Origin of the sequence: Mesorhizobium sp. M0019 (genome assembly GCF_040323975.1) — a bacterium.
In the GTDB taxonomy this organism is placed as follows: Bacteria; Pseudomonadota; Alphaproteobacteria; order Rhizobiales; family Rhizobiaceae; genus Mesorhizobium.
On sequence record NZ_JAMYVK010000056.1, the window covers coordinates 24,686 to 42,239 of the forward strand.

Here is a 17,554-nt window from a genome sequence, read left to right on the forward strand (position 1 = left end):
GGCATTGAAAAACCGTGTCGACCTTGAACGCATTTCAGCAATCGGAAATTTAAACATGCATGGCATCGTCCGGGAGAAATGGGGCGGGCGGGAATGCTGAAGGCAATAATCGGTGAATTCCGACACGACAGACGTGGCAACTACTCGTTAATGACTGCAATCACCATTGTGCCGCTGATGGCCGGTCTGGCGCTCAGTGTCGATTACGGGGAGTTGCTGCGCCAAAAGCACGAAACGCTGAACGCACTTGATGCGGCCGGCCTCGCCGCTGCCCAGCAGATCGTTGCCGGCGCCAGCGACGACGACGTCAAGGCCTACGCCAAGACATTTTTCGAAACCAATCTCGCACGTATCGACCCGGCGAACACAGCGCTGACCGTCACGCTGCCCAACAACAATGCCGGCGGCGGCACCTTGAAGCTCTGCGCCGGCCTCACCTTCCACCCCTATTTTCTACCGGCCGCCAGCCTGCTGATCGGCGGCACGGCAAGCGACACGACCTTCACCGAATGTTCGGAACTCCGCCTCAAGAACACCCTCGAAGTCGCGCTTGTACTGGATAATTCCGGCTCGATGAGCGATCTCGGCTCCGGCACCGGCGAGAAGCGAATAGACCTGCTGAAGTCGGCCGCCAAGCAGCTTGTCGATACGCTGGCGCTTCAGGCGCAGCAGATGAAGCAGATCACCAAACCGGTGCAGTTTTCTCTCGTGCCGTTTGCGGCCTCGGTCAATGTCGGCCCTACCCACGACCAGGACGGCTGGATGGATCAGGACGGCATCTCCCCGATCCAGCACGAGGATTTCGACTGGACGACGATGAGTGCCGCCAACAATCCGGACAAATATGCCGAGAAGCTCAACGGCGTCTGGTACAAGCGCGGCACCGGCTGGGGCGAGACCAAGGACCAGCCGCTGACGCGTTTCAGCCTCTACGCCGATATGACGGTCGAATCGGGCCGCGAAGAGGTACCCAATTCGAAGCAATATGTCTGCGACACATACAAGAAGAACGGCACCTGCCAGTACGGCCACTGGAGCGCACCGGAATATATCTACACCACAAGCCGCTATGCGAGTTGGCAAGGTTGCGTCGAAGCACGGCCATATCCCTACAATGTCGACGACACCACGCCCGATACAGCCGCGCCGGCCACGCTTTTCGTGCCGATGTTCGCCCCGGATGAGGCTGGCACTCTGTGGCTCGATTTCAACCGTGACGGCATCAACGACGTCATCAGCACGTCCTACAATTACGGCAACAACTGGTGGGCCGATTGGCCCTATGTCGCCGGTCCTACCGCCTCCCAGCGCCAGTCTGACATGCGCAAATATTTCCTGGTAAAACCATACGGTTCGCAATCCGCAGCCGCGGGCGATGGACCGAATTCCTCCTGCACCACCAACCCGACCACGCCGTTGAAGGACGTCAGCCAGGACGCAGAGAAGCAGGAGATCAAGGACGCCATCGACGCCATGGCGCCGAACGGCAACACCAACGTGCCGGAGGGCCTTGCCTGGGGCTGGCGAACTGTATCGAGCAACCCACCGTTCACCGATGGTCGGCCGAACAGCGAGAGGGGCAACGACAAGGTGGTCGTGGTGCTGACCGACGGAGCCAATACTTATAGTGCAGTCAGCGACGGCAGCTACGCCAACAACAGGTCGACCTACGCCGCCTACGGCTACACTGGGCTGACCTATCCGGGATCTGGAAGCGTAACCCGCCTGTTCATGAATACCAGCACCGATATCGGCAAGACCACCTATACCGGTGCCAACTACACGGCAGCACTCGACGAGCAGATGAAAACGCTCTGCGCCAATGCAAAGAATTCGAACATTCTGGTGATGACGGTGGCGCTCGACCTGTCGCCCACAGATGCCAGCGACAAGAAGGCAATCGATGCGCTGAAGGCGTGTTCGTCGGATTCGCGCTTCCGCAAGGATTCGGCCGACCCGAGCAAGCCTGCCAAGCTGTTCTGGAATGCAACCGGCGCGACGCTGTCCGACAATTTCAAGGAAATCGCCAACGAATTGTCGAACCTGCGCATCGTCGGCTGAAGGCGATGGGATTGGCAACTAAGGCAGGGGGCCCGGCGCGCTAGCGCAAAGGCTCCTGCCGTCATGCCCTTGCGGGTGATGGAAGCATGTGGTGAGTGTCCCCACCCGGAGATGCGCTCTTGCCTGAACCCGCCAACCACCTTGCCTTCGCGCTGGTCTGCCTCGGCATGGTGCTGACGCCCGGCCCGAACATGATCTATCTAATCTCGCGCTCGCTGTCGCAAGGGCCGAAGGCCGGGCTGATCTCGCTGGGCGGTGTGGCGCTCGGTTTTTTGTTCTATGTGCTGTCGGCGGCGTTCGGCATCACCGCGCTGCTGCTCGCCGTGCCCTTTGCCTATGATGTGCTGCGCCTTGCCGGCGCGCTTTATTTGCTGTGGCTCGCCTGGCAAGCGGTGAAGCCCGGCGGGCGCTCGCCCTTCCAGATCCGCGAACTGCCGAAAGACAGGCCGCGCAAGCTGTTCGCCATGGGCCTGATGACCAACCTGCTCAACCCGAAGGTGGCAGTGCTCTATCTGTCGCTGCTGCCGCAATTCATCAGCCCCGGCAAGGGCCACGTGCTGTCGCAGCTTCTGGTGCTCGGTGCCACGCAGGTCGCGATCAGCCTGACCGTCAACGCCATCGTCGCGGTGACGGCCGGCTCGATCGCCATCTTCCTCGCCGGGCGGCCGCTATGGCTGGTGATCCAGCGCTGGATGATGGGCACGGTGCTGACCGCGCTGGCCGTCAAGATGGCAACCGACGCGCAACGCTGATCGGTCCTACATCGGCCGCCTGACCTGCTGTGCCCGCTCCGGTTCGACCACCCTGCGGTAGAGATGCCAGGTCGCGTGGCCAAGGATGGGCATGACGACGGCAAGCCCGGCAAATAGCGGGATCGAGCCGATGACCAGGAGCACGGCGACCATCAGGCCCCACAGCGCCATCTGCAGCGGGTTTGTCATAACTGCCCTTGCCGACGTCTCGACTGCCGAGACCGCGCCGACATCGCGGTCGAGCAGCAGCGGAAAGGCGACGACAGTCGTCGCCAGCACGATCGCGGCGAAGGCGAACCCGGCCAGGTTGCCGAGCAGGATCAGTGTCCAGCCCTTGCTGGTCGTCAGCACTTCGCGAATAAAGCCGACGATAGAGGCCGGAGGCTGATTGCCGTACAGGCTGGTGTAGATCGATTGCGCGGTGAACAGCCAGAGCAGGAACAGTACCACCAGCATGATACCGATGACTGCAATCGCGGGCAGCGCCGGGGAGTGGCGCACGTCGAGCGCATGCCACCAGGATGTATCCATGCCGAACTCGCGCCGGCGGCTGATTTCGTAAAGGCCGATAGCGGCGAACGGACCGACCAAAGCGAAGCCGGACATCAGCGGATAGATGAGCTGGATGGCGTTCGAGCCCGAGGTCCACTGCGTCAGGATCAGGCCGACCACCGGATAGATCAGGCACAGGAACACATAATGCGACGGCTTGGCCCAAAAATCCTCTACGCCGAGACGGAGCGCATCGATCAGATCCTCGGTGCTGATGCGGCGCACCGTGGGCTGTACATGCATTCCACGTGCGTCCGCCATTACATGAAAGCCGGCCATAACCTTTCTCCCGTGTGTCGGGGCGGTCACCGCCAGGATGGCCGCCCGCAGCTGCCACTTCAAGAACGCCCGTATGATAGCGGATCCCGGCGTGCTTGTCGCCACCGCCCGGCGCCGGGGCGCCGGGCGGCTGAACGAGCGGATTAGGCCGCGAAGCGATCGATCACCTCGGCCAGCGGCACGTGACCGAGGCAAGCGCCTGACCCGGCGGGCTTTTCGCCAGCCTCGACAACGAGCGCGTATCGCACGGCCGGATCGGCTTCGATGCGGCGGCGTAGCGCCGCCACCCTGGGATAAGCGGCGCCGTCGACCGCCTGGTGGAACTCCGCCCAGCGCGCCACGCCGATCAGCGTGGTATCGGCAAGCGTCAGCCGGTCGCCGACCAGGAAATCCGTGTCGAGGATCATCGCCTCAAGCTGGTCATGGCGGTTGGTAACGACCTTGCGGCCGAAATCACGCAAGGTCGCCAGCAGCACCGGTTCGGCCGACTCCATTTCATATGCCGCCCAGAGCGGGGTGAAAGCGGCGGTGAAACCGGTGTTCACGAAAGCCATCAGCTGATGCATCCGGTCGCCCTCCGGCGAGCGAGGATCGAAGCTGATACGGCGTTGCGTGTCGCGGGCTTCGAGCCAGGCGGCAATCGCCATGGTCTCGGTGAGCACCCTGCCCTCGTCCGTGATCAACACCGGCGTTTCCTGACGGCCGTTGATGCTGGCATAGGCGTCGTTCTTCATCTCAGTGAGCATATCGACGCGACACAGGCGGTAGGGTTGTCCGACGCGTTCAAATGCAGCGACAAGCCCCATCGAACTTCCCAGCGGGAAGCCGTAAAGGAGAATAGGTTCCATTTCTTTCTCTCTTCCATGTTAGGGGTCACGCTGCGCAGCGAAACTTGACCCTAAACGCTGGTCGCCCCATGTAAATTACGCACTATTCTGTAACCAGGTCCCCGCCATGAAAGATGTCGTCTCACGCTGCCCGATCGAGGAGACCATGCGTGTGCTCAGCGGTCGCTGGCCCACCTTGCTGCTCTATTATCTCAAGGACGGTACCAAGCGCTTCAGCGACCTGAGGCGTGACAATCCGACAGTGTCGCACCGCATCCTGGCGCTCGAACTACGCAAGCTGGAGGAAGCCGGGATTGTGCGGCGAACAGCGCATGCCGGCTATCCGCTACACGTGGATTACGACCTGACGGAGCCCGGTCTCAAGCTTGTGCCGCTCATCGACGCCCTGGGCGATTGGTGGGAAGATACCGAGGACGATCGGGCCGACCGGGCTACATCGACGCCGGAAGCCAAACTCGTGGCGGCGGAATAGCCGACCGGCGATCACCGCCGCAAAAAACGCCGGCGAGAGCCCAGAGCGCTCCAAGCCGTTCATACATTAGATTCCGCTAGACCAAGGCGACCGGCTATGGCGCGCGCCATTGTGGCCAGCCAAACCGGGACAAGGCACCGCCATCCGGCACCAACTCCTGTAGCATAACTCGCCAATCCCGATCACCTGACCCGCCGTTCGATCTCGTTGCCCGATCAGATCGGCTTGACCATGCTGGCTGGCTGTCGCTTTCGATCCTGACGTGAACGAAGAGCCTACTTATCCTCTTGAAGTTTCTCCTGAGACTTTGCCATTTGATCGTCCCCAAGTTCCATATTGTGCATCGTTGCAATCAACCATTTGTCATGATCCCGCGTCGCCACTACGCTGATTAATCCGCGCCGACGCGGCCATTCGTTTCCCATCGGATCGAGCGCGCCAGTCATGGACCACCGCAGGTTGAGCGTGGCAACATCAGGGCGAACAAGCTTGTTCCGCACGCTTTCGGCGGATAGATGGCTGTGCTTGAACATCTTCTCAAAAATTGGGGCATGGAACTGCTCGATCTTGTCACGCCCAGTCGCCTGCATACCGAAGACGTTTGTAAACTCGGCATCTGCCGCGAATACGGCGGCAAAGGCGCGAGCATCGTGACGATTCCAAGCTTCGATCAGCCTGTGCGCGACACTTTCCACCCCTTCAGTTCGGACGTTGCCCGTAGCCATGCTGATCTCCTGTCATATAGTTCGGTTGCCATACTATATGGGCACCATATAAGTTTGGAAAGATGGATAATCAGCCATACACGCAGTCTCTGCTTCTCTATGCTTATCAATCGTCGGCGAGCGCTTTGGTCCAGGTTCTCCGGGAGAGCGGCCATTCGGCAATCAAGCCCAAACACGGCGCTGTATTCGCCAACATCGACGCGGAGGGAACCCGACCCAGCGTCCTCGCAGAGCGTGCGGGCATTGGCAAAGCATCGATGGGTGAGTTGATCGATGAACTGGAGCGCCTCGGTTATGTTCGGCGCTCGCATGATCCGAACGACCGACGGGCCAAATTAATCGTTGCAACTAACGCGGCGCTTGCGGTGATCCGGACCGTCCACGATTTCAATCAGCGTCTCGAAGACCAATACCGGAGGCTGCTTGGTGCTCAGGCGTACGAATCGCTCCGGTCGTCACTGCAAGCGATATCCCCCAGAGAAAATTTGCAACCGAGGATACCTCGCCAGCGCTCGTCAAGCCGCAAAGATGGGGCAAAAGAAACTCTCGGTCCGTGAATGCCTGACTGGGTATCGAGCCCCTGGGCGTATGGAGCCCGAACAGCCGCCTGGGCGAATGCCGCCATCCGAGCAAGCCTGTTTCGATTGAGCAGTGAAATCAATCTGACACAGTGCCATCACGTCGAAACCATCATCACGCATTTTCACCGCCCTGCCCGGCAAAAGCCATGATCGCGGTTATGTCAGGCGGGCATGACCGTTACGAAAATCGAAAATTATGAGGCCCAACCAAGCCTAAGCAGGCGCGTGCTGCTCAGAGCTGCCGGCCTTGGCGCCCTTGCCGGGCTCGTCGCCTGCGCCACCGTGCTGCCCACCGGCGAAGGCGCCGGTGTCTCTGCCTCCGCCGCAGGCACGCTGGCCGGCATCCGCGCTTCGGCGGGTCTCGGGCCGCTTGTCCCCGATGCGCCGCTCGAGCAGGCGGCGCTGCAGCAGGCCGGCTATATGGCGCGCGGCGGCCGAATGAACCACACCACCGGCTGGGGCAAGGACTTTGCCTCGCGCGTCAAAGACAATGGCATTGCCGGCGCTGCCGCCGAAAACATCGCCGAAGGCCGCTTCGACCAGCAGAAGCTGTTTGATATCTGGGTGCATTCGCCAGGCCACCGCCGCAACATGCTCGACCCGCGCTTCACCCGCTTCGGCCTCGCCTATGTGCGCGACGGCCGCGACAGCACGCTTCGCTACTGGTGCCTTGTGCTCGGCAGATAACTTCCGCCATTTGGTCGGCGGAAGCCTGCAGGATGGCCGACCCGTCAGTCTTTGCGGCCGCCGCCGAGCAATTCCTCGACGTCCTGCGCACAAACCGGCCTGCTGAAATGATAGCCCTGCATTTCGTCGCAATTGTTCCTGCGCAGGAAAGCCACCTGATCATCTGTCTCAACGCCCTCGGCGATGACCCTCAGGTTGAGATTTTGCCCCAATGAAATCACCGCGCTGGCCACAGCCTGATCGTTCTCGTCGGCGGCGAGATCCTTGATGAAGGACTTGTCGATCTTCAGCCGCGCCACGGGAAAGGTCTTGAGTGCGCTGAGGCTGGAATAGCCGGTGCCGAAATCATCGATCGAGATCTGGACACCCAGGCTTTGCAGGGCGTTCATGGTGGCGACCGCCAGCTCGATATCCTGCATGATAAGGCTCTCGGTCACCTCCAGCTCGAGATACCTGGCCTCCAGGCCGCTGTCCTTCAGCGCGCTGACGATGCGATCGATCAGGTTGCGCTCCCTGAATTGCCGCGCCGACACATTCACGCAAACGGTCAAGGGCGGCAGTCCTGCGTCTTGCCAGGCTTTGTTCTGCCGGCACGCCTCATGCAGAACCCAGTCGCCGATCGGTACGATCAGACCTGTCTCCTCGGCGGTCGGGATGAACATCGTCGGCATTACCGTGCCAAGCGTTGGGTGGTTCCAGCGTATCAGCGCCTCGACCGCAAAAACCCCGACCTGACCGAAGGTCCACCTGCGGTTGGTAGAGCAGCGTGAATTCCGAACGTGCCAAGGCGTTTCGCAACTCTTCCTGAAGCACGAATTTTTCATGCGCCCTGGTGTTGAACTCCGGAGCGTAAAACTGGAAATTATCGCGGCCGAACTCCTTGGCGCGATACATGGCCGCATCGGCATTTGCCAGCAGCATATCGGGATCCGTTCCATCCTTGGGATAGTTGGCAATGCCGATACTGGCCGTCGCCCGCACAAGATGCGCTCCGAGCTGACCCGGCTCGGCGAGTGCAGCCCTGAGCTTTTGCAAGGTCTCGGAAACGAGATCGACGTTCGCCGGCTGGTCGAAAAGCACGACGACGAATTCGTCGCCGCCAAGTCGCACGACGGTATCGGTCGCCCGGACGCAGTCGACCATGCGACTTGCGACGATCTTCAGAAGCTCGTCGCCGGCATTGTGGCCGAGCGTGTCGTTGACGAATTTGAAATTGTCCAGATCGATGAACACCACTGTCACCCAGCGATCGTATCGCTGGGCGTACAAGACCGCCTGTGAAAGCCGGTCCTCCAACAAGGCGCGATTGGGAAGCCCGGTCAGCACGTCATGATTGGCCATGAAGTGGATCCGGTCTTCGGCCTGTTTGCGTTCGATGGCGATCCCGGCGATGCGCGTGGTGAAATCGATGAGGCGAGTCTCGGCCTCGGTCGGTTCGCGCACCGTCATAGAATACATCGCAAAAACGCCGAGCACGGCGCCCTGATGCGACAGGATCGGCGTCGACCAGCATGAACGCAAACCGTGTGGCCGCGCGAGTTCGCGATAGTCCTGCCAAAGCGGATCCTGCATGATGTCAGCGACAATCACCGGCTCGCGCCGATAGACTGCGGTACCGCAAGACCCTGCCCTTGGGCCTACCGCGGCGCCGTCGACGGCGTCGGTGTAGTCTCTCGCCAGGCTCGGCGCGGCGGCGTGGCGCAAGTGGCTGCCATCCTTGTCGAGCAGCAAGACCGAACCGAATATCCCCGCCAGTTGGGACTCGACCAGACGCATGAGCCGCTCGAGCACGTCTTCGAGGGGAGCGCTCTTTGCGATCATCTCGAGGATATGCGCCTGCCCGTCGCGAAGGATTTCGGCCTGCTTGCGCGCAGTGATGTCGCGGGCAATGCCGACGAGGCCGAAAATGTTGTTCTGAACGTTGCTCAACGGCAGTTTCGTAGACAGGAACCATTTGCCGGTGCCTGACGCATCGACGACGAACTCCTCCTCGTCGATCATCGGCTGTCCGTCGCGCATCAGTTGCTGCTCGATGAGGCGAAATTTCTGCGCAAGATCCGGCGCGTGAAGGTCGAAGTCGCTCAGACCGATCATGTCGCTCGTGCTGTCTCGACCGCTGTCGGACGCAATGGCTCGGTTGGCGACGACGAAGCGGCTTTCGGTGTCCTTCACCCACATGTAGTCAGGCACCAGGTCGATCAGCGTCTGCAAGGAGATACGCTCGTCGACGACCAAGCGGTTGGCGCTGAGCTCGCTGATGTCCTCATGCGTGGCCACCCAGCCGCCGTCAGGCATCGGCTGATGGCAGACCTGAATTGTCCGGCCATCGGCGAGCTCGGCTGTCCAGTTCCCCGAAGCCGTGCCCGAATTGACTGCCCGGGCCAACGCCAGATAAGCGTCCGCATTCATTGCCGAGGTTCCGACAGCGACGCGCCGCTCGACGATTTCGCGCAGCGCCGCACCCGGCTGCAATTGCTCCGGTGCAAGGCGATAGATTTCCGCATAGCGTCGATTGCACAGGATCAGCCGTTCATCGGCATCAAAGAAACAGATGCCTTGCGAGATGTTCTCTATCGCGGTCTGGAACCGCAGTGCCTGGTCCTGAAGTGCCGCAATCGTGGCGCGAAGCTCGCGCTCGAGGGCCTCATATGAGGCAGTCGCCAGTTGTGCCAGCGTCGTCAAATTTGCGGATTCGGGCGCGTCGGCGGTTTGCCTGGATGACTTCGTGGCCAAACACAATTCCTCCCGCTGATGCTTGAGGCAAGCAAAGGAGGCTCGCCTTCAACCCAAAAGCGACTGCATATTGGTCCGGATATACTAATGGCAGGTGAACCTGGCTCAACGCCGACGCTACCGGCACAGGCAACGGAAGCCGTGAGCCGGTCGCGGTGCCGGAGCCGTGAGACTTAGTCCATATGCGCGGCAGGCGCGCCACCGGCGGGCGGCGCAGCCTTTGGCTTGCGCAGCAGGAAAACAAAGGGGACAGCAAGCAGTGTCATCATCATCAGCAGCTTGAAGTCATTGACGTAGGAGATCATCATCGCCTGGATATTGACCATGCGATCCATCAGCGACAGCGCCGTCGGATCGCCGCCCGCCGCTGCCGGCGATGCCGCCCAGAGGTTGGGATTGAACGCATTGATATAGGCCGAGAGCTCGGCGTGGTTGATCTGCGTGTTGCGTACCAGCAGAACCGTCACCACCGATACGCCGATCGACGAGCCAAGATTGCGCACCAGGCTGAACAGCGCCGTTGCATCGGTGCGGAAGCGTGCGTCGAGCGTGGCGAAAGCCACGGTGGACAGCGGCACGAACACCATTCCCATTCCAAGGCCCTGGATGACGCCGGAGCTGAGGATAAGCCAGTTGTCCATCTGCGGCGAAAAGCTCGACATCGTGTAGAGCGATTGCGCGGTCAGCAGGAAGCCGATGACGACGAGGATCCTGGCATCGATCCTGTGCATGATCCGCCCGACGAACAGCATCGCGATCATCGTGCCGACACCGCGCGGGCCCAAGACGATGCCTATGGTGAGGGTCGGATAACCGAAGATGGTCGACAGCATTGGCGGCAGCAGCGACATGCTCGCCAGGATGAGCACGCCCATGACAAAGATGAACGCGAGCCCGGTGACGAAATTGCGATCGAGGAAGATCTTCGGGTCGATAAAGGGGTGCTCCGCCGTCAACGTGTGGATGGTGAATACCCAGAAACCGGTGATGGAAAGACCAAGCTCGATCCATATCTCGATCGAGGAAAACCAGTCGACCTCGCCGCCGCGATCGAGCATCAGCTGCAGCGCGCCGACACCGAGCGAGAGCATGGTGAAGCCGAAGAAATCGAAGCTGCGCACGCGACGGGCGACGCTGGGAAGATATGCGGCCATGCCAAGGAAGGCGATGATGCCGACCGGCAGGTTGATGAAGAACACCCAGCGCCAGTTGAAATTCTCGGTCAGCCAGCCACCCAGCGTCGGGCCAAGGATTGGTCCCAGCATGATGCCGGCGCCCCAGATGGCCATGGCCTGGCCGTGGCGTTCCCTAGGGTTGATGTCGAGCAGGAAGGTCTGCGACAGCGGCACGATGGCGGCGCCGAACACGCCTTGCATTAGCCGGAACAAAACGATGGTCTCAAGGCTCCAGGCGATGCCGCACAGCATTGAAAAGACGGTGAAACCGACCACGGCCGTCAGGAACAGCTCCTTGCGGCCGAAGCGGTCGGCAAGCCAGCCGGTCACCGGCGTCATGATCGCCGCGGCAACGATGTAGGAGGTCAGCACCCAGTTGATGTTGTCGGGGGAGGCGCCGAGATCGCCGGTCATGGTCGGCAGCGCAACGTTGGCGATCGTCGTGTCGAGCGCCTGCATGATCGTCGCAAGCATGAGCGCAACTGTGATCAGGCCGCGGTGCGGTACTTCGCGAAAGGGTTCTGGGCTGCTCATGACCTAAAACTTCCAGCAGGTAACAAAAACGTGTACATTAGGTTTCCGGACGGCGAGGCCCTCGCTGTAGAGAGACCCTCATCGCGGTGGGACGCGAGCATCGATGTGGGGGTTACATCGACTGAGCGTCTCGACAAGCGGGCGCCTGCCGCCCGGAAACCTGAGGACCGAAGATCCTGCGCGGCGTTGTCTGCTCAGGCAGGCTACAGCGCAGCCCGTCCACGCATTCAACTTTTCCTGCGCCTCCCTCGGACCAATCCTGCATCCATCTCGCTGTTTGCTATGCGGCCGCTACCAGGCCTCTTTACCTGGCCTCGCCTGCCGTGGCGCGGCGGAAAATGCTCGGCAGCCCGCGGGAAACGCCGGTGTCCACCGTGACCGTCGCGCTCATGCCGGTGCGCAGCGCCGTCTTGGCGTCGGCATCGGCCAATTCCAGGCGGACCGGAATGCGCTGCGTGACCTTGACCCAGTTGCCGGTGGCGTTCTGCGCGGGCAGCAGCGAGAACTCGGCCCCGGTGCCGGCGCCGATCGCCTTGACGGTGGCTTCGAACGTCTTGCCCGGATAGGTATCGACCACGATTTCGGCCTTCTGGCCCGGCTTCATGTTTGTGAGCTGGGTTTCCTTGAAATTGGCGTCGACCCAGGTGTCGCCGGTCTCAACCAGCGAAAACAGCGGCGTGCCCGAACCGACATACTGGCCGACCTTGAACGAAGCGGCCTGGCTGATGATGCCGTCGGCAGGTGCCTTGACCGTGGTCTGGACCAGATCGTAGGCCGCCTTGTCGCGTGCGGCGAGCGCCGCCATTACCGTTGGATGCTTGTCGGTCTCGATGTCGGGATTGCCGCCAAGTGCCGCCTTGGCGCTGACGATCCCTTGCTGGGCCACGGCCAGCTGCTGCTTCGCCTTGTCGAGGTCGTTCTTGGCTTCGTCCAGAGACGACTTGGCGTTGATGCCCTTCTGGGCAAGGTCGGCGGCGCGGTCATATTGCGACTGCGCGTACTGGACCTGGCTTTCGTCGGACTTCTCCTGCGCCAGCGCCTGGCTGTAGGCCGCACGCAGCTGCTCGACATTGAGCCGTGCGCCGGCCACCGCCGCGTCGGCCTGGGCCAATGCGATCCGGTAGGGCTCGGGATCGATAGCGAACAACACGTCGCCCTGCTTGACAGACTGGTTGTCGAAAATGTCGACCTGAACGATGCGGCCCGCGGTATCGGCGGCTATCGACACCTTGGCCTGCTGCAGATTGGCGTTCTCGGTCTCCTGATAGCGGCCGCCGGTCACCCAGACATAGCTGCCGCCGGCGATCAACGCAGCGGGCAGCACAAACATCAAAAGGAAGCGGCCGGCACGGCGCTCCTTCTTCGGCGCCACCGGCGCCGGAGCTATCTGCGGAGCGACCGTTACCGGAGCTGCCGCCGGCTTCGCGGGAGCTTCCATCTCCAGCTTGGTCGCATTCTCATCTAGTTTGGCTACCGCGTTCATGCTGCTGCGCCTTCCGTATTCTTCACTTTTTCCGAGGGCGGCGTCTCACCATCCGCAAGATTCTGCACCATCATCTCCAGCGCCTTGACCAGGACGCGGCGATCTTCTGGCGAAACGCCCACGAGCGATTCCTCATAAACCTCGCCGGCAAGGCTCTTGACGTGGGCGTAGGCCGCGTTCGCCTTGGCGGTCGGGAAAATCATGCGCACTCGCCTGTCGGTCGCGTCGGGACGACGCTCGATCCAGCCGCCCTCCTCCATGCGATCGACAAGACGCGAGACGCTGATCGGCTCGATTTCGAGAAGCTCGGCAAGCCGCGCCTGCGCGACACCCGCCTCCTTGGCGACGCGGACCAGAAGCCGCCATTGCGCTGAAGAAAGGCCGAAACCACTGGCGCGCGCCTCGAAGCGCTTGCGCATCAGGCGCTGCACATCGTGGATCAAAAAGCCCAATCTGTCGATGCCATCGGAAACCATGAGCGACATATATAATAAGCGTGCTCATAATTCAAGGAGCCGGATTGTGCCAGAAGCCGGCAAGTGTGCATGGCAGTCGGTGCAGGGCGATCGTGGTTAGCAATTTATTACGCCGGGCGCTTGTGACGAGCATGCGGAAGATCGGCGTTCAGATGCTCAGACTATCGATCTCATCCAGGCGGAAAACGCTTCGATATGCGCTTGTCGGGGGTGATTGGCTACGCAGGCAAGGTAAAAGCCATAGCCTGGCAGACAGAGATCATGTGCCTTGACTAGCCTGCCAGCCTCGAGTTCGCCTCTGACGACCACATCGCTGCAGATAGCGATACCTTGGCCTGCCGCTACCGCGTCAATCGCGTGCAGCTCTTCGCGGAAGCTTAGGTCCCATGCCTGGTTGGCATTGGGGATGCTGGGATCGATCGAGCGTGCGATCGCCAGCCATCGTTGCCAAGTCGGCGCTTCCGGGTCGCGGTTCGTCCAATTGAAATGGATGAGCGGGTATTGCAGCAGATCGGCGGCGCGCTCGATCTGTCGGTCGCCTCCTGCGAACAGCTCCGGGCTGCATACTGGAAAGAATGCGTCCCGAAAAATTTCCTGCGCGGGAACATCCCGCGGCATCCTGCGCGCATAGCGGATCGCGACGTCGGCGTCACCGGCTCGCAGGTCCAGAACAGCGTCTGTCCCGATGATCTCCAGTGGAATGTTCGGATGCTGTTCGCGCCACTTCGACAGGCGCGGAACCAGCCATCGGCTGGCAAATGCATTTGGGCTCGTCACGCGCAACGGGCGTTGGCCAACTCCGGCCGAAGCTGATGCTATTGCCGCAGCGAAAGCGTCGAAGCCGCTGCAAATTACCGGGAATAGCCGTTCGCCCACGCCTGTGAGCACGAGCGGTCGTGGGCGCCGCCGGAACAGCAGTTGCCCACAGACCTCCTCCAGCAATCGAATCTGATGGCTGATGGCCGTTGGCGTCACTCCGAGTTCCGTCGCGGCCTTCCTGAAGCTCATCAGCCTGGCAGCGGCTTCGAAGGCGCGAAGCGACCCGAGCGGCGGAAGTTTTCTCATCCAGGCAGTTTAGATGAATTTAGCTCATCCAGCGACTGAGATATTCGATTTTGCAGCGAAATGGCGCCGCATGAGATCATTATGATCCGGTGAACGACAGCGGCCTGTCCAACCGTGCTGGATCACGAAGGGTATCCCTTGATGAGCATGTTCAAGCTTATAGACGGTTCCGAGCCGACGTTGCAGGCGCCAGATATCGCCCGGCTCAGGCAGGCGATTAGCGGCGATCTGATCCTTGCGGACGACCCTGGCTATGACCAGGCGCGCAGAGTTTGGAATGGCATGGTCGATAAGAGGCCGGCGGCTGTCTTCTATTGCGCCGAATCCAGCGATGTCGTCACGGCCGTCAACTTCGCCCGATCGCAAGGCTTCCTCGTCGCCGTCCGCGGCGGTGGTCATAACGTCGCCGGCAGTTCGGTATGCGACGGCGGCTTGGTGATCGATGTGTCACGCATGAAGCGGATCGAAGTCGACCCGATCCGCCGTGTTGCGCGCGCAGAAGCCGGCCTGAACCTGGGCGAGTTCGATGCAGCCACACAGGTCCATGGTCTTGCGACGACCGTGGGTGTCAACGCGGATACCGGCATAGCCGGACTGACACTCGGCGGCGGGTTCGGCAAGCTTGGCCGCAAACATGGACTGAGCTGCGACAACCTTGTCGCTGTCGAAATCGTGACGGCGGACGGCCGGTTGCTCACGGCAAACGCGGCCGAAAATGCAGATTTGTTTTGGGGCATTCGGGGCGGCGGCGGCAATTTCGGAATAGTCACCACCTTCGAATACAAGCTCCATCCCGTGGGTCCGCTCCTCATCGCGGGATCGATGCTATACCGCTACGAAGAGGCACGCGAAGCGATGCGGTTCTATCGTGCGTTCTCGAGCGGCGCCCCGGATGAGCTGAGCCTGGATGCAGCACTTGTGACGGCGCCCTCGGGCGAACGCTTCTTCAGCATATCGGCGTGCTACATCGGCCCACTCGACGAAGGCCAGCAAATCATTCAACCTCTGAGAGAGTATGGCACGCCAGTTGAGCGCCGGATTGCTCCTGTCCCCTATCTTCAAATCCAATCGGCCGGGGACAGCCTCTTTCCGCGCGGGCGGCGCTACTACTGGAAGGCGCAGTTCATGCGCGAAATCACAGATCAGGCGATCGATACCATGCTAGCGGCTTACATGACTGCACCCAGCGAATCGCTTCTAGTCCTGCAGCAGGTTGGCGGCGCCATCTCGCGAGTACCGATGGACGGAACGCCCTACGCCAACAGAGATGCACTTTACGATTGCTTCCCGATATCGATCTGGGACAATCCGTCTGACGACGAAACGCACATCCGATGGGCGCGCGACCTGTGGGATGCAATGAGACCGTTCTCGACCGGCGGCGTCTATGCGAATAATCTCGGCGAAGAGGGCACTGATCGGGTTCTGGCGGCTTACGGCGAGAATTATCCGAGGTTGGCCGCACTAAAGAACAAGTATGATCCCACCAATTTCTTTCGCTTGAACCAAAACATTAAGCCTGCGACCTGAGCGACCGCCCCAGGCCGATGCTCGAAATTCTGCGGCGCTGCTACAGCTCCAAATTCCAGTTCTGGCCGACCAGATCCTTGCCGAAGGAATGGTGGCGCTCCTCGTTGGCCAATTTAAAGCCCGCAGCCTCATAGATGTGGCGGGCGGCGGCGAGCACGTCGTTGGTCCACAGCGTCAGTGTCGTGTAACCCGTGGCGCGGCAAAAGCCGATACATTCCTCGACCAGCCGCTTGCCGATACCGAGGCCGCGCGCCGACGGCTCGACATAGAGCAGGCGCAATTTCGCCACCGCGTCCGACTGGCGCACGACGAAGACCGAGCCGACGACCTCCCATTCCCGCTCGGCGATCCAGCTGCGTTGCCATTTCGGATCGAAGGATTTGACGAAGGCACCGAGGATTTCGGCGACCAGCGCTTCATAGGTTTCGTCCCAGCCATATTCCTGCGCGTAGAGCAGGCCCTGCCGATGGATGATCCAGCCGATGTCGCCGACTTGCAGGGACCGCAGCATATAGGGAATTTTGGGTTCGGCGCTTCCGCCCAGCAGAAGCTGCACCGTCTGCATGGCCTTGACCAGCCTGTCCTGTTCGGCAACCGAAAGCCGTTCGAGCAAAGCCGCGACCTGGTCGTGCGAACCCTGGTTCAGCGGCGCGAAGGCCTGCCGCCCGGCCTTGGTCAGCGCGATCGACGAGCGCCGCGCATCCGCCTCGATCGTGGCGCGCTCGACCAGATCACGCTCCTCGAACTTCTTCAGCAGCCGGCTGAGATAACCGGCATCGAGGCCGAGATCGCGCGCAAGGTCGGTGGCGGTCAGGCCATCGCGATGCGCCAGCTCATAGAGCACCCGCGCCTCGGTCAGCGAGAAGGTGCTTTTCAGCAGCCCTTCGTCGAGCAGCCCGATCTGGCGGGTGTAGAAGCGGTTGAAGGCTCGCACCGCGTCGATCCGCTCCTTGGCTGGGTGATGATGAATGGTCATGGCATCCTCCTCCCGGCAAGATCAGCGATTTAGTTGACTTGGTCAAGTATCCGTTTGAAGCAATTGTCCTGATTATGCCCAGCGGGCGCCTTGACTCGCACGAGCTGCCAGCCTATTTCAGCGCCACGTTAGCACTCCCCCAAGATGAGTGCTAACCACATGTCCGGCGCCGCCGGACGGAGGAACTGTTCTCACCATTCTCATCGAGGAATAAAAAATGGCAAAGTCGAAGTTCCGCCCGCTTCATGACCGCGTGGTCGTTCGTCGGGTCGAATCCGAATCCAAGACGGCGGGCGGGATCATCATCCCCGATACGGCTAAGGAAAAGCCGCAGGAAGGCGAGATCATCGCCGTCGGTTCCGGCGCCCGCGACGAAGCCGGCAAGCTCGTCCCGCTGGACGTCAAGGCCGGCGACCGCATCCTGTTCGGCAAGTGGTCGGGCACCGAAGTCAAGCTCAATGGCGAAGACCTTCTGATCATGAAGGAATCCGACATTATGGGCATCATCGGCTGAATATCGGCCTCACCCTCGTTTAAATCTTCGGGCTCAATCCAAGCCCCTGCCAGGAGCTAAAAATGGCTGCCAAAGACGTAAAATTCTCCCGTGACGCTCGTGAGCGCATGC

Annotated in this window: 17 protein-coding genes; 7 read left to right on the forward strand and 10 right to left on the reverse strand. The window is 61.1% G+C overall.

Features of this window, described 5'->3' with window-relative positions; all coding sequences use genetic code 11:
- Positions 1–93: 93 nt before the first annotated feature.
- Together NKK47_RS29270 and NKK47_RS29275 are read left to right on the forward strand one after the other, a co-directional pair.
- The gene (locus NKK47_RS29270; protein WP_502905072.1) at positions 94–2,061 is read left to right on the forward strand and encodes a pilus assembly protein TadG-related protein; all 1,968 of its coding nucleotides are present in this window, start codon (positions 94–96) and stop codon (positions 2,059–2,061) included.
- A 119-nt stretch (positions 2,062–2,180) separates the two neighbouring features.
- On the forward strand, positions 2,181–2,813 hold the full coding sequence (locus tag NKK47_RS29275; RefSeq protein ID WP_352579226.1) for a LysE family translocator: 633 nt from the start codon (positions 2,181–2,183) through the stop codon (positions 2,811–2,813).
- Between the two features lie 6 nt (positions 2,814–2,819).
- Here NKK47_RS29275 and NKK47_RS29280 read toward each other — a convergent pair whose 3' ends face one another.
- Positions 2,820–3,644: a DUF2189 domain-containing protein gene (locus tag NKK47_RS29280; RefSeq protein WP_352453716.1), complete on the reverse strand. Its 825-nt coding sequence runs from the start codon at positions 3,642–3,644 to the stop codon at positions 2,820–2,822.
- A gap of 143 nt (positions 3,645–3,787) precedes the next feature.
- Entirely contained in the window at positions 3,788–4,492 is a 705-nt protein-coding gene (locus NKK47_RS29285) for a glutathione S-transferase family protein (protein WP_352579227.1), read from the reverse strand.
- 106 nt (positions 4,493–4,598) lie between these two features.
- On the opposite strand from NKK47_RS29285, the gene NKK47_RS29290 reads away from it, so the two are divergent.
- Positions 4,599–4,964, forward strand: a complete 366-nt coding sequence (locus NKK47_RS29290) for a winged helix-turn-helix transcriptional regulator (protein ID WP_352458065.1) — start codon at positions 4,599–4,601, stop codon at positions 4,962–4,964.
- 275 nt (positions 4,965–5,239) lie between these two features.
- Here NKK47_RS29290 and NKK47_RS29295 read toward each other — a convergent pair whose 3' ends face one another.
- Complete coding sequence (locus NKK47_RS29295; protein WP_352458066.1) at positions 5,240–5,689, reverse strand: SgcJ/EcaC family oxidoreductase; 450 nt, start codon at positions 5,687–5,689, stop codon at positions 5,240–5,242.
- 62 nt (positions 5,690–5,751) lie between these two features.
- Here NKK47_RS29295 and NKK47_RS29300 point away from each other — a divergent pair, with 62 nt between their 5' ends.
- Both NKK47_RS29300 and NKK47_RS29305 read left to right on the forward strand, forming a co-directional pair.
- On the forward strand, positions 5,752–6,246 hold the full coding sequence (locus NKK47_RS29300) for a MarR family winged helix-turn-helix transcriptional regulator (RefSeq protein WP_051406070.1): 495 nt from the start codon (positions 5,752–5,754) through the stop codon (positions 6,244–6,246).
- A gap of 195 nt (positions 6,247–6,441) precedes the next feature.
- Entirely contained in the window at positions 6,442–6,957 is a 516-nt protein-coding gene (locus tag NKK47_RS29305) for a CAP domain-containing protein (RefSeq protein ID WP_023674330.1), read from the forward strand.
- Positions 6,958–7,001: 44 nt separating this feature from the next.
- Here NKK47_RS29305 and NKK47_RS29310 read toward each other — a convergent pair whose 3' ends face one another.
- From NKK47_RS29310 to NKK47_RS29335, 6 genes are all read right to left on the reverse strand, one after another.
- On the reverse strand, positions 7,002–7,628 hold the full coding sequence (locus tag NKK47_RS29310) for a putative bifunctional diguanylate cyclase/phosphodiesterase (protein ID WP_352579228.1): 627 nt from the start codon (positions 7,626–7,628) through the stop codon (positions 7,002–7,004).
- Positions 7,555–9,690, reverse strand: coding sequence for a diguanylate cyclase domain-containing protein (locus NKK47_RS29315; RefSeq protein ID WP_352579229.1), 2,136 nt, complete (start codon positions 9,688–9,690; stop codon positions 7,555–7,557). The genes NKK47_RS29310 and NKK47_RS29315 overlap by 74 nt, the downstream gene beginning before the upstream one ends.
- A 173-nt stretch (positions 9,691–9,863) precedes the next feature.
- Positions 9,864–11,399: a DHA2 family efflux MFS transporter permease subunit gene (locus tag NKK47_RS29320; protein WP_352579230.1), complete on the reverse strand. Its 1,536-nt coding sequence runs from the start codon at positions 11,397–11,399 to the stop codon at positions 9,864–9,866.
- 304 nt (positions 11,400–11,703) lie between these two features.
- On the reverse strand, positions 11,704–12,882 hold the full coding sequence (locus tag NKK47_RS29325) for an HlyD family secretion protein (protein ID WP_352579231.1): 1,179 nt from the start codon (positions 12,880–12,882) through the stop codon (positions 11,704–11,706).
- Positions 12,879–13,358, reverse strand: a complete 480-nt coding sequence (locus tag NKK47_RS29330; RefSeq protein WP_352579236.1) for a MarR family winged helix-turn-helix transcriptional regulator — start codon at positions 13,356–13,358, stop codon at positions 12,879–12,881. The genes NKK47_RS29325 and NKK47_RS29330 overlap by 4 nt, the downstream gene beginning before the upstream one ends.
- Positions 13,359–13,514: 156 nt before the next feature.
- Complete coding sequence (locus tag NKK47_RS29335) at positions 13,515–14,423, reverse strand: LysR substrate-binding domain-containing protein (RefSeq protein ID WP_352579232.1); 909 nt, start codon at positions 14,421–14,423, stop codon at positions 13,515–13,517.
- Positions 14,424–14,564: 141 nt separating this feature from the next.
- Between NKK47_RS29335 and NKK47_RS29340 the strand changes: the two genes are divergently transcribed.
- Entirely contained in the window at positions 14,565–15,953 is a 1,389-nt protein-coding gene (locus tag NKK47_RS29340) for an FAD-binding oxidoreductase (protein ID WP_352579233.1), read from the forward strand.
- Between the two features lie 40 nt (positions 15,954–15,993).
- Here NKK47_RS29340 and NKK47_RS29345 read toward each other — a convergent pair whose 3' ends face one another.
- Positions 15,994–16,929 carry a bifunctional helix-turn-helix transcriptional regulator/GNAT family N-acetyltransferase gene (locus NKK47_RS29345; protein ID WP_352579234.1) on the reverse strand — a complete coding sequence of 312 codons (936 nt, stop codon included), beginning with the start codon at positions 16,927–16,929 and terminating at the stop codon, positions 15,994–15,996.
- A gap of 217 nt (positions 16,930–17,146) precedes the next feature.
- On the opposite strand from NKK47_RS29345, the gene groES reads away from it, so the two are divergent.
- The gene (groES, locus tag NKK47_RS29350; protein ID WP_006203049.1) at positions 17,147–17,443 is read left to right on the forward strand and encodes a co-chaperone GroES; all 297 of its coding nucleotides are present in this window, start codon (positions 17,147–17,149) and stop codon (positions 17,441–17,443) included.
- Positions 17,444–17,554: the final 111 nt, after the last annotated feature.